The 15,278-nt window shown below is 68.8% G+C and carries 16 protein-coding genes; 5 read left to right on the top strand and 11 right to left on the bottom strand.

Annotation, left to right across the window (positions count from 1 at the left end):
- Nucleotides 1–85: 85 nt before the first annotated feature.
- The 5 genes from AC5W7N_RS24730 to AC5W7N_RS24750 are packed head-to-tail and all read right to left on the bottom strand — an operon-like array spanning nucleotide 86 to nucleotide 4,586.
- Nucleotides 86–289, bottom strand: a complete 204-nt coding sequence (locus AC5W7N_RS24730; protein ID WP_280211263.1) for a CDGSH iron-sulfur domain-containing protein — start codon at nucleotides 287–289, stop codon at nucleotides 86–88.
- Entirely contained in the window at nucleotides 267–923 is a 657-nt protein-coding gene (locus AC5W7N_RS24735) for a HemK2/MTQ2 family protein methyltransferase (RefSeq protein WP_195019210.1), read from the bottom strand. The genes AC5W7N_RS24730 and AC5W7N_RS24735 overlap by 23 nt, the downstream gene beginning before the upstream one ends.
- A gap of 18 nt (nucleotides 924–941) precedes the next feature.
- A complete protein-coding gene (locus AC5W7N_RS24740) occupies nucleotides 942–1,973 on the bottom strand; it encodes an iron-containing redox enzyme family protein (protein WP_163812423.1) in 1,032 nt (343 codons plus the stop codon).
- Between the two features lie 37 nt (nucleotides 1,974–2,010).
- Nucleotides 2,011–3,462 carry an NAD-dependent succinate-semialdehyde dehydrogenase gene (locus AC5W7N_RS24745; protein ID WP_195019211.1) on the bottom strand — a complete coding sequence of 484 codons (1,452 nt, stop codon included), beginning with the start codon at nucleotides 3,460–3,462 and terminating at the stop codon, nucleotides 2,011–2,013.
- A complete protein-coding gene (locus tag AC5W7N_RS24750; protein WP_195007177.1) occupies nucleotides 3,459–4,586 on the bottom strand; it encodes an alcohol dehydrogenase catalytic domain-containing protein in 1,128 nt (375 codons plus the stop codon). The genes AC5W7N_RS24745 and AC5W7N_RS24750 overlap by 4 nt, the downstream gene beginning before the upstream one ends.
- 153 nt (nucleotides 4,587–4,739) lie before the next feature.
- Here AC5W7N_RS24750 and AC5W7N_RS24755 point away from each other — a divergent pair, with 153 nt between their 5' ends.
- The 4 genes from AC5W7N_RS24755 (at nucleotide 4,740) to AC5W7N_RS24770 (ending at nucleotide 9,166) form a co-directional block, all read left to right on the top strand.
- Nucleotides 4,740–6,596, top strand: a complete 1,857-nt coding sequence (locus AC5W7N_RS24755; protein WP_495922278.1) for a helix-turn-helix domain-containing protein — start codon at nucleotides 4,740–4,742, stop codon at nucleotides 6,594–6,596.
- Between the two features lie 43 nt (nucleotides 6,597–6,639).
- Entirely contained in the window at nucleotides 6,640–7,260 is a 621-nt protein-coding gene (locus AC5W7N_RS24760; RefSeq protein WP_163812416.1) for a TetR/AcrR family transcriptional regulator, read from the top strand.
- Nucleotides 7,247–8,011: a glucose 1-dehydrogenase gene (locus AC5W7N_RS24765; RefSeq protein ID WP_195019214.1), complete on the top strand. Its 765-nt coding sequence runs from the start codon at nucleotides 7,247–7,249 to the stop codon at nucleotides 8,009–8,011. Before AC5W7N_RS24760 ends, AC5W7N_RS24765 begins: the two co-directional genes overlap by 14 nt.
- A 240-nt stretch (nucleotides 8,012–8,251) precedes the next feature.
- Nucleotides 8,252–9,166, top strand: coding sequence for an alpha/beta hydrolase (locus tag AC5W7N_RS24770; protein WP_194990968.1), 915 nt, complete (start codon nucleotides 8,252–8,254; stop codon nucleotides 9,164–9,166).
- On the opposite strand, the gene AC5W7N_RS24775 is transcribed toward AC5W7N_RS24770, so the two are convergent.
- From AC5W7N_RS24775 to AC5W7N_RS24795, 5 genes are all read right to left on the bottom strand, one after another.
- Nucleotides 9,158–9,763 (bottom strand): TetR/AcrR family transcriptional regulator, encoded by a 606-nt coding sequence (locus AC5W7N_RS24775; RefSeq protein ID WP_194990969.1) that lies wholly within the window; start codon nucleotides 9,761–9,763, stop codon nucleotides 9,158–9,160. The two genes, AC5W7N_RS24770 and AC5W7N_RS24775, sit on opposite strands and share 9 nt — an antisense overlap.
- Before the next feature lie 52 nt (nucleotides 9,764–9,815).
- Nucleotides 9,816–10,682: a short-chain dehydrogenase/reductase gene (locus AC5W7N_RS24780; RefSeq protein WP_195007204.1), complete on the bottom strand. Its 867-nt coding sequence runs from the start codon at nucleotides 10,680–10,682 to the stop codon at nucleotides 9,816–9,818.
- A complete protein-coding gene (locus AC5W7N_RS24785) occupies nucleotides 10,682–12,142 on the bottom strand; it encodes a flavin-containing monooxygenase (RefSeq protein WP_195019217.1) in 1,461 nt (486 codons plus the stop codon). The genes AC5W7N_RS24780 and AC5W7N_RS24785 overlap by 1 nt, the downstream gene beginning before the upstream one ends.
- 65 nt (nucleotides 12,143–12,207) lie before the next feature.
- Nucleotides 12,208–13,251: a PDR/VanB family oxidoreductase gene (locus AC5W7N_RS24790; protein WP_194990971.1), complete on the bottom strand. Its 1,044-nt coding sequence runs from the start codon at nucleotides 13,249–13,251 to the stop codon at nucleotides 12,208–12,210.
- Nucleotides 13,251–14,171 (bottom strand): metal-dependent hydrolase, encoded by a 921-nt coding sequence (locus AC5W7N_RS24795; RefSeq protein WP_163812404.1) that lies wholly within the window; start codon nucleotides 14,169–14,171, stop codon nucleotides 13,251–13,253. The genes AC5W7N_RS24790 and AC5W7N_RS24795 overlap by 1 nt, the downstream gene beginning before the upstream one ends.
- A 98-nt stretch (nucleotides 14,172–14,269) precedes the next feature.
- Here AC5W7N_RS24795 and AC5W7N_RS24800 point away from each other — a divergent pair, with 98 nt between their 5' ends.
- Nucleotides 14,270–14,872 (top strand): TetR/AcrR family transcriptional regulator, encoded by a 603-nt coding sequence (locus AC5W7N_RS24800; protein WP_163812400.1) that lies wholly within the window; start codon nucleotides 14,270–14,272, stop codon nucleotides 14,870–14,872.
- Nucleotides 14,873–14,904: 32 nt separating this feature from the next.
- Here the strand turns inward: AC5W7N_RS24800 and AC5W7N_RS24805 are convergent, their stop codons facing one another.
- The gene (locus AC5W7N_RS24805; protein ID WP_163812398.1) at nucleotides 14,905–15,051 is read right to left on the bottom strand and encodes a hypothetical protein; all 147 of its coding nucleotides are present in this window, start codon (nucleotides 15,049–15,051) and stop codon (nucleotides 14,905–14,907) included.
- Between the last annotated feature and the right edge of the window lie 227 nt (nucleotides 15,052–15,278).

Raw genomic sequence — 15,278 nt, forward strand, 5'->3', positions numbered from 1 at the left:
CCCGGACAGGCGGTGTCGCTCGCGATCAGCGCGCCGACGATGTCGCGCCGACCACGAGATCACCGCCGTGAAGATGGGCGACAGGTCACTCCCGCCGGTGCCTGCGATGGCTCGTGTCGCACAACGGGTAGCACTTGGACCGTTTGCACAGGCAGATCGCGACTTGAAATCTGTCGGAGCGCACGGTGCGTCCATCGGCGGTGGTCAGTTCGACGGGGCCGTCGACGAGCGCGGGGCCGTCTGCGGTGAACCGCACGCGGGTGGGCTCAGGGCTTGGTTCGGTCGGCACGAATCACCACCAGTTCCTCATGTCGCTGACCGGGTTCGATGAGTCCCTGCTCGGCCAGCCACGGCGCCCGCGAGCGCATGACGGGCCCGAACGGGATGTGTGTGCGGGCCACCACGGCCGCCTTCAATCCGCCGGCCTTCAACCGCGACACTGTGATATTCGGTCCGCTGATCGCCGACTGCACCAGCAGGGCGACGCCATTGAGGTCCAGCAGACTCGGCAGCCGGGCGCACAGCGGGTCGAGCAGGTCCCGGCCGTGATGGCCGGCGTCCCACGCCTGTGCGCCCAACCGGGACCTGGCACCGTCGGCGACCGGAACATACGGCGGGTTCGCCAGCACCACATCGAACCGGCGGTTGTGCATGACGGTGCGGAAGTCACCGTGCACCAGCTCCACGGCCAGCCTGCGTAGCCGGATGTTGAGCCAGGCCGAGAGCACGGCCGCGCGCGAGATGTCGACCGCGGTCACCGAGGCGGCGCCGGCCTTGGCGGCGGCGATCGCGACGGCGCCGGTGCCGGTGCACAGGTCGAGCACCCGCCCGCCGGGTGCCAGGCCGGCCTCGGTCATTGCGCGGGCGAGCAGCCACGAGTCGGCCTGGGGGCGGTAGACGCCGGGGGCGCTGATGAGTCTCATGCGAGGGGGATATCCCGTTTACGCCGGGTCATTCTCGCTGGTCGTCGGCGCGCTCGGCAGGACCGATGGATCGAGCAGCGAACTGCGCCCGGCGCGCCAGCTATCCACCACATGATCACCGAAGCGATCCTCGAGCAGATTCGTCGCCTGGATGCCGAAGACGATGGACGGAACAAGGGCGGGTTCGCGGGCCGCCAGATCGCCGATGACGCCGTCACGCATGACCTGCTCGTGGACCGCGTCGGCCTCGACATGCTCGCGGTAGAACAGCACACAGGCCGGATCGGCGCCCATCTGTTCCAAGATCTGCACCAGCCGCGCAGATCCCGGCGGTGAGGTGATCTCCACGGTGGCGAAGTGCCCGACCAGCGCCCCGCGCCACTTCCGGTGCAGCCCGAACAGCGACATCGTGTTGACCAGCGCGATCATCGGCGTTGGCACCGCGTCGAGATAGTGCAGGTAGCCGGAATCCAGTCCGGCTCCTTCGAGGAGGTCGGCGAACAGCCGGGCATGAACTCGCTCGCCGCGCCCGCCGCCGAACTCGTCGAACTCCACCGCCACCAGCGATGCCTTGGCCTGGCCGCGCAGCCGCGGAATCACCCAGGCGTACGGGTCGGCTTCTTTGTGGTGGTAGATCGAGCGGTGCACGAAGTATTCACGCAGGTGTGTCCAATCGGGATGTTCGTGCAGATGCCTGGCCACACCCGGGGCGTCCACCGGTGCGGTGAGCAGATACTCGAGTTCTCCGTCGAGGTCGTCGCCGCCGGGGACGTCATCGTGTAGCGCCTCCGACCAGGCCCGCTCGAGTTCGGCACGCAGCCGCAGCAGCCCCGGATCCCATTCCCAGTCCGGATCCACCCCGTCGAAACCGTGATAGTGCAGCTCGTAGCAGGTATGCAGGGCCAGGTGCAGGTCATCGCTGTACGGATCGACATGGCCAGCAGGCGGCACCGGGTTGCCCGGCTGCCCGCGCAAGGTCCGCATGACGGCCTCCGACAGCGGGCCGCGGGGGCGGGGCAGCACGAAATGGTCCTCGATCACAGGGGACATGCTCCCCGCTTACCCGGTGCCGTGGTGATCAATCAGCTCACAGCGCAATCCCGATGTACTTGGTTTCCAAGTACTCCTCGAGACCCTCGACGCCACCTTCCCGCCCCAGACCCGAGGACTTCACACCGCCGAACGGCGCGGCGGGATTGGAGACGACACCGGAGTTGAGGCCGATCATCCCGGTCTCCAGCCGCTCGGAAACGGTGAGCGCTTCGCCGATGTTCTCGGCGAAGACGTAGCCGATGAGACCGGCGTCGGTGTCGTTGGCCATGGCCACGGCCTCGTCGGTGGTGGCGAAGGTGCGGATCGGGGCGACGGGTCCGAAGATCTCCTCGCGCAGGATGGCCGAGGCCGGATCGAGATCGGTGAGCACGGTCGGTTCGACGAAGTGGCCGGGGCCCGGGAGGGCCGTGCCGCCGGTGAGCACGCGGGCGCCGCGGTCGACGGCATCGTCGACCAGCGCGCTCACCTTGGTGACGGCGGCGGCGTCGATGAGCGGTCCGACGTCGGTGTCGGCATCCAGGCCGTTGCCGACCGTCAGCCCCGCCAGGGCATCGGCCAGCCGCCGGCCGAATTCCTCGGCCAGCGATTCGTGGACCAGGAACCGATTCGCGGCCGTGCAGGCTTCGCCGGTATTGCGCATCTTGGCGGCCACGGCTCCGGCGACCGCGCGATCGAGATCCGCGGAGGCGAGCACCACGAACGGCGCGTTGCCGCCCAATTCCATCGATACCCGCAGCATCCGCTCGGCGGCCTGCGCGGTGAGCGCGCGGCCGACGGCGGTGGAGCCGGTGAAGGTCAGCTTGCGCAGCCGCGGATCGGTGATGAGTGGATGCGACAGTTGCGGCGCGGCCGAGGTCGTTACGCAGTTCACCACACCCGGCGGCAGCCCGGCCTCGTCCAGCACCGTCATCAGGGCCAGGGTGGTCAACGGTGTCTGCGGCGCGGGTTTGATCACCACCGTGCACCCCGCCGCGAGCGCGGGCGCGATCTTGCGGGTGCCCATGGCGAGCGGGAAATTCCACGGCGTGATGGCGAAAACCGGGCCAACGGGCTGTTTCAGCGTCATGATCCGGTTGCCGCCGGACGGAGCGCGCTGGAAGCTGCCCGCGGCGCGCACGCCCTGTTCGGCGAACCAGCGCAGGAATTCGGCGCCGTAGGCGACTTCGCCGCGCGCTTCGGCGAGGGGTTTGCCCATCTCCAGGGTGATCAGGGTGGCGAACTGTTCGGCCCGTTCGTGCAACAGGGCGAACGCGGCCATCAGGATGTCGGCGCGAGCACGTGGGTCGGTCTCGGCCCAGCCGGCTTGGGCGCGCACGGCGGCGTCGAGGGCGGCGCGGCCGGTGGCCGGATCGGCGTCGGCGACGTGGGTGAGGGTGGTGGCGGTGGCGGGGTTGTCGACGGCGAGGGTGGCGGCGTCATCGGTCCAGTGGCCGTCGATGAAATGCCCGGTGGGTAGGTCTTTCAGCACTCGGTCGGCGGCGATCATGCCTTCACCTGCTCGGTCCCGTCGAACATGATGACCTGGCGGATCGCCAACCCGTCGGCGAGCAGGTCCATCGCCTCGTTGATCTCGGTCAAGGCGATTCGTGACGAAATGAGCTTGTCCACCGGCAATCTGCCCTCCCGCCACATCTGCGCATACCGCGGGATATCGCGCGCCGGGACAGCCGAACCGAGATAGCTGCCCACCACGGTGCGTGCTTCGGCGGTGATGGTCAACGGCGAGATCGAGGCCCGCGCCGCCGGGGCGGGCAGGCCGACGGTGATCGTGGTGCCGCCCGATCGGGTTGCGGCGAAAGCGGTTTCGAAGGCGCGCGGATGACCGGCGCATTCGATGACGTAGCGGGCCTTGATCCCGTTCTCGGCGACCTGCTCGGGGGTGTAGACCTCGGTCGCGCCGAGCGCCTTGGCCTGCTCGAGCTTGTCCGCCACCGTGTCCACGGCGATGATCTGCCGCACGTGCTGTGCCTTCGCGGTGATCACCGCCGCCATACCCACCCCGCCGAGCCCGACCACCATCACCGAATCCGACGGCGCCGGGTCGGCCACATTCAACACCGCGCCGCCGCCGGTGAGTACCGCGCAGCCGAGGACCGCGGCGATATCGGGCGGGATATCGGCGTCGACCGGCACCGCCGAGGCGCGGTCGATCACGGCGTGGGTGGCGAAACCGGAGACACCGAGGTGGTGGTGCACGGTTTCGCCGTCACGGGTCAGGTGCCGCGTATGGTGCAACAGCTCGCCCGCATTGTTGGTGAGAGTGCCCGCCGAACACGGCAGCCGCCCGTCCTCGGCGCAAGCCTCGCATTGTTCACAGCGCGGCAGGAACGACATCACCACCCGCTGACCAGGGGCCAGGTCTGTCACGGCGTCGCCGGTGGCCTCCACGATGCCCGCCGCCTCGTGACCGAGCAGCATCGGCGTCGGACGCAGGCGGTTGCCGTCGACCACACTCAGATCCGAATGGCAGACGCCCGCCGCCTCGATGCGGACCAGCAGTTCGGTGGGTCCGGGCGGGCTGAGTTCGACCTCTCCCACGGTGATCGGCCGCGATTGTGCGAACGGCCGGGCCCGGCCGGATTCCTCGAGGACTGCTCCGGTGATCTTCATCGGCTCCCTGACGTCGTGATGGACCCGGCGGTGCCGGGTGCGGGCGAGCGATTCCACGATATGGCCGCGGTCACCACCTGTATATGACCGGAACGTACATTCATTCAGAAGATAGGTGTGCGCCGCGCACATAGAAAGGGGTCGGCTGTGGATATGTCGTTGTTGGAAGACATCGATGCCGGCATCTCCGAGGCCGAACTCGACGCCAGGCTCACCGAGGCGTTGCGGCGGCACGAGATCACCGAGGCCACCGCCGCGGCCGCGCGCGGCATCCACCGCAGGCTGGCCGAGCGGCGCGAACGCGAAGAACTGCTCCGGGTCTTGCACGACACCGCGACCGACCTGACCGGTATCCGCGACGTGGAGGCGGTATTGGCCGCCATCGTGCGGCGCACCCGGCTGCTGACCGGCAGCGATATGGCCTACATCAGCCTCAACGACTACCGCACCCGCGAGACCTATATCCGCAAGTCCGACGGTGTGATCACCCAGGCCTACCGGACCATCCGGATGCCGATCGGCACCGGTGTGCTCGGCAAGGCCGCGGCCGGACTGTCGCCGTATCAGTCGGCCGACTATCTCGCCGATCCCGGCATCGTGCACTTGCCGCACATCGACGCCATCGTCCGCGCCGAAGGTGTGCGCGCGATCCTCGGGGTGCCGCTGAATCTGCACGGCAGCGTGATCGGCGCGCTGTTGATCGCGGACCGGTCGCCGCGCAGCTATGCCAGCACCCTGATCGATCTCATCGACACGGTCGGCAAACACGCCGCCGTCGCGCTGGACAACGCCGAACGATTCACCGAGATCACCAGTGCGCTCGATGATCTCGCGTCCGAGCAGGACCTCCACGTCAGCCGGGTGCGCCAGCTCCAGGACGTGATCGCGCTGGATGAGCGGCTGATCGAAACCGTGGTCGGCGGACGCGGACTGGACGGATTCGCCGAACTCGCGCATCAGGTGCTCGCGGCGCCAGCGGTGGTGCTCGACCCCGCCGGCGGTGTGCTTGCCGCCCATCCCGGCGACCACGCGTGGGTCGACGCGATCGCCGAGCAGGCCAACGGCACGGAGTTCGCCGGCGTGATCGCCACCGGCAAACCCCGGGCCCTGCGAGACCGCACCCTGGTGCCCGCCAAGGCCGGCGGCACCCATCTGGCGACGTTGGTCCTGGCCGGATCGATTCCTGCGGGGCAGGGTGGGCTACTCGAACGGCTGGCGATCTTCCTGACCGTGCTGCGCCTGTTCGACCAGGCTGCCCACGATTCCGCGCAGCGCCAGCAGTTCGAGGTGCTCGACGACATCCTCTCCGGACGTGTGGTCGATCTCGAGCAGTGGCAACGGCGTGCGGCGCGCTTCGGGCTCCGGCCGGGCGATCGGCTGACCAGCATCGTCATCGATGTGCACGGCGCCGATCACCGGCGCGTCGATGCGCACATCCGGCGTGCCCTCGGGGCGAGTCCGGCGCTGGTGGCCGAGCACGGCGGGCATTTCTGTGTGCTCGTCGCCGCCGGGCAGCACGCCGTCGCCGCTCTGGAAGGGGAGTTCGCGGCGCACGGTGTGCTCGCCACCCTCGGTTACGCCGGGCCGGCCGCGGGGCTCGACGCCGTCGCCGCCACCCACCGGCAGGCCGAACGCGCGCTGTCGACGCTGGTCCTGCTGGGCCGCGCGGGCCAGAGTCTCGACGGGGCCCGGCTCGGTGCCGTCGGCCTGCTGCTCGACGCGGCGGGCAAGCTCGGCGCCGAGTACGAGCCACTCGGCGAAATCGCGCCGCTGCTCGCCTATGACCGCGACCACGGGACCGCGCTCACCGAGACCGCCTGGGCCTACCTGGAAACCCATGCCGCACTGGCCGACACGGCCGCCCGGTTGTTCATCCACCGCAACACGGTGCGGCAGCGGCTGGCCCGCATCGCCGATCTGCTCGGCGAGGACTGGCTCGACAGCACCCGCCGACTCGACCTCCACCTCGCGCTGCGCATCTGGAAGTTGGGGGCCTCTCCCACTCAGTAGACGGATAACGGCAGTTTCTGCCACTAAGGGGTAGGCTGGGCTTATGGCACGCAAGCCACTGGAACCAGAAGTCCTGGTGGAAATCTCCCGCACGTGCGCGGACCTGTTCGTCCGCGCGGGCGGGTCGTCGCCGACAGTCGCGGAACTGGCCGCGGCGGCCGGGCTCGCCGAACGCAGCTTCTACCGCTATTTCCCGACCAAAGAAGACAGCCTGCGCCCGATGTTCGACGACGGCAACCACGCCTTCGCCCGCGCCATCGACGCCAGGCCCGAGGCCGACACCTTCGCCGACGTACTCGTGCACGCCTTCGAACGCACCTTCGCCGACACCGGCGACGAGCGATCGCGCGCGATCATGGCGACCGTCTTCGCCGACCCGGCCCTGCGGCGGGTGTGGCTCGAGGCCAGCTACGAGACCGCCGCGGTCATCCGGCCCGGCATCGCCCGCCGGATCGGCGCCGACGAAGCCGCCGTCGCCACCACCGTGGCCTGCGGTCAGGCGGTGCTGTTCGTCATCGCGGGCATGACCCACATGGTGCGCGACGGGCTGTCGTCGGCCGCGGCGGCCGCCGCCGTCGCCCGCGCCATGTTCGGGCGCACCGAAACCCCGAGCGGTGCCGGATCCGCACCGCGAAACGAAAGGAATCCCCATGAATCTCGCTGACAAAGTCGTCCTGGTCACCGGTGGCGCGCGTGGGCTCGGTGCAGCGTTCGCGCGCGGCGTCGTGGCCGCGGGTGGTCAGGTGATGATCGGCGACCTGCTCGACGAGGAAGGCGCGGCGGTGGCCGCCTCGCTCGGCGACAAGGCCGGCTATGTGCACCTCGATGTGACCGATCCGGCCGACTGGCAGGCCGCCGTGGACGCCACCGTCGCCGCGTTCGGCAAGCTGAACGGCCTGGTCAACAATGCAGGCATCTCCGCGTCCGGCCAGACCGTCGCCGACGAGCCGCTCGACACCTTCCAGCGCATCATTCAGATCAACCTGGTGTCGGTGTTCACCGGCATCCACACCGCGGTGCCCGCCATGCGCGCGGCGGGTGGCGGCTCGATCGTCAACATCTCCTCGGCGGCCGGCCTCATCGGTATGGCCTTGACCGGCGGATACGGTGCGGCGAAATGGGGTGTGCGTGGCCTCACCAAGGTGGCGGCGGTGGAGCTGGGGCGGGAGAACATTCGCGTCAACTCCGTCCATCCCGGCATGGTCTACACCCCGATGACCGCCCCCACCGGCATCAGCCCCGAACCGGGCGCCTTCCCCAACAATCCTTTCCAGCGGGTGGGCCGGGCCGAGGAACTCGTCGGCGCCGTCACCTATCTGCTCAGCGACGCCGCCTCCTACACCACCGGCGCCGAACTCGCCGTCGACGGCGGCTGGACGGCCGGGCCGTCGGTGGAATACATCATGGGGCAGTGAGCGCTCGGCTCACCAGTCCGATGAGGCGCGCGGTAAACCGGCGCAGCGGTCCTACGGGCGGGTGCGCCGGTCCGGATCACGGTGATGAATCCTGTCGCGCTCGGCCGCCCCGAATGCGAGCAGCTCGCTCGGCATAAGGTGCGCGAAAACCATCGTTGCAGCTCAAAGGCTATTTCTGGCAGCCGTGCCGGGAGTGGAATGCGAGTTGTGGGCCGCTGTCGCGAGCCGCAGGCTTGGTGCATGGACTACCGCAGATACGCCCAGTTCCTTCCCGCCGGTTACCGCGCAGAATCCCTGACCGCCCCGGAATCGACGTGGTGGTCGTGGCGCGGGCATCGGGTGCATGTCGCTCGCGCAAGGGTGCCGGAGGCATCGGTGCGGGTGCTGGCGGTGCACGGAGCCGGCGGGCACGCCGGGCTGGTGTGGCCGATCGCGGCGCTCGCCGCACAGGCCGGGGTCGACACAATGGCGATCGATTTGCCCCTCTATGGCGATACCGTGGTGCCCGACCCGCACTCGGTGCGCTACACCGACTGGATCGAGCTGCTGTGCGAGTTCGTTTGCGCGGAAACCGCATCCGATCCGAGGCCGTTGATCGTGTTCGGCGCCAGCATGGGCGGGATGCTCGCCTATGAGGTCGCCGCCCGCACCGGAGCGGTTGCCCATGTGGTGGCGACCTGTCTCCTGGATCCGGCCGATCCGGCCGCGCGGCGGGCGGCGGTGCGTTGGTCGTTCACCGGTGGCGCCGCACCGACGGTGCTGCGGTCGGTGCGGCCGCTGGCGGGCGGGCTCCGGGTGCCGATCAAGTGGCTGGTCGATATGGGCAACATGAGCCTGGATCCCGAGCTGTCGCGGCTGTGCGCTGCGGATCCGAAGGGCGGCGGCGTTCGGGTACCGCTGGGGTTCCTCGCCGATTTCCTCGACTTCACGCACACACCGCCGGATTCGACGACGACGCCGCTCACCCTGGCACATCCTGCGGCCGATCGCTGGACCCCGCCCGAACTGAGCCTCCGATTTCTCCACCGGATCGCGGCGCAGACACGACTCGTCCTCCTGGACGGCTGCGGGCATTTCCCGATCGAAGATCCAGGTATCAGGCGTCTGCGGGACACGCTGATCGGTGTGCTGGAGGAGGTTTCGCACTCACGCTGACGGCTGATCGGCCGGCGCGGCAACGAGCTGCCGCGCCAGCGTCATCAGCGCATCGGTGTCGAGCCGGTGCCGGGTCAGCACGCGGTGCAGGTGTGCGTCGATGGTGTGCACCAGGGTCTGAGCGAGATACCGCGGGTCCGCGCCGCCACGGCCGCACCGTTCGAGATGGAAGGCGACCTCGGCGGCGAGATGATCCTCGAAAGCTTGCAGCGCGGCCGCTTCGCCCGGCAACCGCGGCGCGACCCGGTGCAGCAGGGCGTGCAGTGCCGGCCGGTCACGGTGCAGCTCGACCACCGCCTCGAGGATCGTCCGCAGGGTGTCCTCGAAATCCGGTCGCGTGGTGCGTAGTTCGGTGAACACCGCCTCGAGCCGCTCGGCCGACTCCGCCAGGTGTCGCTCGGCGATCGCCCGCAACAGCGCGTGTTTGTTCGGGAAGTACTGATACAACGTCCCCACCGACAGCCCCGCGCGCTCGGCGATCCGATTGGTCGTCGTCGCCAGCCCCTCCCGGGTGAACATCTGCGCGGCCGCCTCGAGCAGCGTATCCACCGTCTCCCTGGACCGCCGCTGCCGCGGGATCTTGCGCGCCTCGCTCATGGTGGCTCCACTGTATGCACCTGCGCGAGGCTCGGCTACGCCTCCAGCCGCGCTATCGACGCTGTTCCAGCCGGCGGATCAGCCCGTGCACCTTCGGGTCGGCGGCCAGGCGGCCGTCCAGGACGATGTTCACCGCGCCGCGGAGCAGGGCGTAGGGCTCCCAGCCGGCGGGGGCGATGGTGCGGGCGGCGCGGCGGGAGATGCCGTCGGCGATGGTGCGGGCGGCCTGTTCGGCGGTGATGCGGACGTTGAGGGGCCAGGGGAGCATGGCGTCGAGTTCGATGCCGAGTTCGTCGGCGTCGAGCATGTCGTGGGTCATCGCGGTCTCGACCACCCCGAAGTAGGCGATGCCCGCGCTGGCGCCGACGCCGGCGAGTTCGACGCGCAGCGCGCGGCCGAACTGTTCGACGGCCGCCTTGCTCATCATGTACGGCGATCCGCCCATGCCCGGCGCGAACGCCGCACAGGAGGACACCACGACCACATGGCCTTTCGATGCGATCACCGCATCGAGAGCCGGATGCACGGTATTGAACACCCCGGTCAGGTTGATCCCCATGACGCGATCGAATTCGCGAGGATCCATCGTGCGCACGGTCGCGGGTGCCGGGGTCACTCCGGCGTTGGCGACGACGACGTCGAGTGCCCCGAAATGGCCGATCGCGCGATCCACGACCTCGGCCATCCGGTCCCGGTCCGCGACATCGGCGCCGAGCGCGAGCGCCCGTGGACCGAGCGCGCGGGCCGCCGCCTGTGCCGCCGCCTCGTCGATATCCACCAGCACCACCGACGCGCCACGTGCGTAGAGAATCTCGGCCAGCTCCAGCCCGATGCCCTGGCCGGCGCCGGTGATGAGCGCGGTCCGGCCGGCGACCCGGTAGCTGTCGCGACCGGTGAAGGGGCTGAGCAGTTGGCCGATCACAGGGTCACCTCATAGGACTGCGCGTCGAATTTGCTGGTGCGGCGGCGGTATTCGAAACTCCAGTTGGGGTAGAGCCCGGCATTGCCGCCGTCGGGGGTGGTGTAGTAGCTGGTGCACCCACCCGTCAGCCACACCGTCGACGCGCTGCGCTCGGCCATCTCGCGAACGAACGCGTCCTGGACGTGTCGGCGCACCTCCACCCGCCGTGCGCCGCTGTCGCGCATCGTGGTCAACGCATCCACGATGTAGGTGATCTGCGATTCGATCATGTAGATCGCGGACTGATTGCCCGCCGCCCCGAACGGTGCGAGGGTCGCGAAGAAGTTCGGGAATTCGGCGAGGGCGGTACCGAGATAGGACTGGGGACGCCGGTGATACAGATCGGCGATGGATCGGCCCTTGCGCCCGACGAACCGCTCGAAGACGGAGGGAATGGGGTCGAATCCGGTGCCGTAGATGATGGTGTCCACCGGGATCTCCGCACCCGCCCAGGTGACGATGGAACGCGGCCTGACCTCGGCGATCGGATCGGTGACCACATCGACGTTCGGCTGGTCGAGCGCCGGCAGATACGCGTCGGAGAAGATGGCGCGTTTGCAGCCGATCATGTAATCGGGGGTCACCTTCTTGCGCAGTTCCGGGTCCCGGATCTGACGTCGCAACTGCATCCGCCCCAGCAGCTCATAGGGATGACGGAAACGGTTGTCCACGAATCCGACCAAGCCGAAGCCCTCGATCAGGGTGTACCAGGTGCCGCGGATGGCCTTCTGCGCCAGCGGCACCCGGTCCAAGATCATCCGCTCCAGCGCGACGGTGCGCCGGTCCATGCGCGGCACGATCCACGGCGCCGATCGCTGGAAGACGGTCAGCCTGCCGACCTTCGGCTGGATCTCCGGGATGAACTGCACCGCGGACGCGCCGGTGCCGATGACCGCGACCCGCTCACCGGTCAGATCGTGCTCATGGTCCCAATGCAGGGAATGAAAGGCCGTGCCCTCGAACGATTCCAGCCCCGGCAGCGACGGGTACTTCGCCTCGGCGAACACTCCCGCCGCCGAGATCAGGAAGTCCGCGGTGAGCGGGCCGCGCGAGGTATCGATGTGCCACTGCGCACGCTGCTCGTCCCAGCGCGCTCCGGTCAGTTCGGTGTCGAATCGGATATGGCGCACCACACCGTGTTCGGTGGCCACCGAGCGCAGGTACTCGAGGATCTCCCGCTGTTTGCCGTAGGTGCGCGACCAGCGCGGATTCGGTGCGAACGAGTAGCTGTACAGATGCGAGGGGACATCGCAGGCGCAGCCGGGATAGGTGTTGGCCTGCCAGGTTCCGCCGAGATCGCCGGCGCGTTCGAGCACCACCAGATCGTGGAAACCGGCCTCCCGCAGCTTGATGGCGAGCCCGATTCCACCGAATCCGGCGCCGACGATGGCGATGGGGGTGTGCTCGATGCTGGACATCGCAGGGGACTCCTCGTCGGGGTGGGTCGAGACGCGCGTGCGTCGAGTACTCGGGGCCATGGGGTTCACAGATCGATCACGAGCGAGTGGCCCGCGGCACGGGAGACGCAGGTGAGCATCCGGTCCTCGCGCTCGGTGGCGGTGAGCAGCCGGTCACGGTGATCGACCGCGCCGGACAACACCGACACCTTGCAGGTTCCGCAGAAGCCCTGCCGGCAGGAATAGAGGACATCGGGGACAGCGCGCGCGATGGCGGTGAGCGCGGTTTCCGCCGCGTCGACGCGCACCGTCGTTCCGGTGCGGGCGAGGGTGAGATCGAAGGGCTTGCCGTCGCGCACCGGCAGGGCCGAAAAGCGTTCGGTATGCAGCGAACCGGTGGGGTTCAGGTCGAAGAAGACGCGCTGGGCTTCGGCCAGGACCGGCGGCGGGCCGCAAACGTACACCGCCGCACCCGGCGCGGCGCGGGCGATCAGCTCCGCGATGCGCGGGCTGCCGTATTCGTCGTCGGGCAGGACCTCGGCGGTCGTGGGCAACTCGTCGAGGAAGGGCATCGTCGAGCGCGACCGGCCCAGATAGATGAGCTGTCCGCGCGCTCCCGCCGCCTTCGCCATCGGCAGGATCGGGGTGATGCCGATACCGGCCGCGAGAAACAGATACGAGGGCGCGTCCACGAAGCTGAACGCATTGCGTGGCCCGCGCACCCGGATGGTGTCACCGGCGCGCAGGGTGTCGTGGATTTCGACCGAACCGCCGCCGCCGTCGGGGAGTCGGCGCACCGCGATCCGGTAGGAGTACCGGTCGGCGGGATCGCCGCAGAGGGAGTACTGGCGTTGCCTGCCCGACGGCAGGACGAGGTCCAGGTGCGAGCCCGGTGTCCACCTCGGGAGCGGACCACCGCCGGTGGCACGGAGCGTGAGCACGCGCACGTCCTCGGCCGCCGAGGTGCTCGACGCGACGACCATGGCCAGTTCGAAGCCACTGCGCCGCACCGGCTTCGGCCGGGACAGCAGGGGAGCCGCGGGCCCGGCGACGAACAGGTGTTTGTACACGTCGACGGCTGTGGCGAGCACCCGAAGGCTCGCCGGGGGAGCGGGACGATCGATCACCATCACCACGCCACCAGGTGCTCGTCGCCTTCGGGAGCGTGCGCGGTACGGGCGGCCGGCGAATGGGCCAGGTAGCGCAACGCGTTGTCCATCGAGCCCAACTGCGAGGGGTGGAAACTCGGCCGCAGATACCGGGGCATCTCGGTGAAGAACACCGTCCAGCTCGGTATCACGCCACGCGCGGTCGCGCTGACGAATTGCAGCGGCCAGAACCGGCCCTTGTCGGGTGAGGGATCCTTGCGATACAGGTACGCCGTCGACACGATGAACAGCGGCAGCAGGGTCGCGGTGGCCAGCAGCGCGGTGCGCGCCCGCCGGGCATAGCCGCCGTCCAGATGCATGTAGGCGTCGAAGACGACACTGCGATGCTCGACCTCCTCGGCGCCGTGCCAGCGGACCAGGTCGAGCATCGTCGGGTGCATGCCCTTCTGCTCGAGTACCTGCGCTTCGAGCAGCCATTCGCCGATCACCGCGGTGAAGTGCTCCATCCCGGCGAACAATCCGAGCCGTTCGCGCAGCCAGGCACGTTTGGCCCGCCCGGTCAGGCCGTGATCGCCGAGCACCCGATCGACCAGCCAGGACACCGCCTGCACGTAGCCCTCGGCGTCGAGGCCGAGCGATTGCAGATGCTTGCGGGCGCCTTCGTGGCTGCTGGCATGCATCGTCTCCTGGCCGACGAAGCCCTGCACTTCTTCACGTAGCCGAGGGTCGTCGATATGGGGGAGTGCCTCGGCCAAGGCCATCGCCATCGCGCGTTCGCCTTCGGGCAGCACCAGGTGCATCACGTTGACGATGTGGGTGGCCAGTACCTCGTCGGGGATGTAGTGCATGGGCACCGACTCGAAGTCGAAGTGCACGTCGCGGGCGTGGATCGCGTGCGCTTCTTCCTGGTACGGACGCCTCGTTGCGTCGATTTCCGCCATGCGCCGACCGTACAGTGCAACAAATAGCTTTGCAATGTTGCAGCAACAAATCGCCACAGAATGTTGTACTGCCGTGCCGGGTTGCTAGTTTGGGAGCTGTGACCACAGCGGCTGCCAGCAGGGACGACACCGATTCGATCGAATCGCGGATCCTCGACGCCGCCCTGGCGCAATTCGGTGAGCTCGGCATCAAGAAGACGACCATCGAGGACATCGCCCGCAAGGCGGGCGTGGATCGGGTGACCGTCTACCGCCGCATCGGTTCCCGCGACGACGTCGTGCGTGCGGTGGCGCTGCGCGAGGTGAACGCCGTGCTCACCGAACTCGACGACGTCGCCGCGCGTAACGACACGCTGGCCGACCTCGTCGCCGACATCTTCGTCACCGTTGTCACCCGCTGGCGCGCGCATCCGCTGGTGCAGCGGATGCTCACGGTGGAGTCCGATCGGCTGCTGCCGCAACTGACCACCGAAGGCGGCGCGGCGTTCACCGTGTCGACCGCCGCGGGCGTCGCGGCGGTGCGGCAGGCGGTCGAGCGCGGCCTGCTCCCGGATTCACCCGAGCTGAGCACCCGGGTGGAGATCGCCTGCCGGTTCGTGCATTCGCTGATCCTGCAGCCGGTCGGCTCGATTCCGCTCGACACCGACGAGCAGATGCGCGATTTCGCGCGCACGTATCTGGTGCCCATCGTCACCGGCTGACACGAGATCGCCGGGGGCGGGGCCGATCCTGCCTACTGGGTGTCGTCGCCTTCCTCGGCCTCGGCATTGAGCGCCTTCTCCAATTCGACGCGCAGCCGGTTCGCGGTCGAGGTGTCACCCGCGTCCTCGGCGGTGGTGATGTCCTGGCGCAGCTGCGCGATCGTGTCCTGAGAAACCATGAGTCCTCCTTCGGGGTTGCGGTCGTGTCGTCTCTGACGGGTTGTCCGGTTTCGCGGCGGAGAAACCGGCGGGCCGCCCGGTCGGCGGGGTACGGTGCGAATCCAGACGGCCGTAATGAGATGGGCGTCACAGTCAGTGGGTGAACGGTTGTGCTCTGAAATGGTGGGACCACGTTCGCGTCGTGTGTGGCGATGCGATCTGGGTATGGCAGTGGATGTAGTCGAAA

This window comes from Nocardia sp. CDC519, assembly GCF_059509835.1.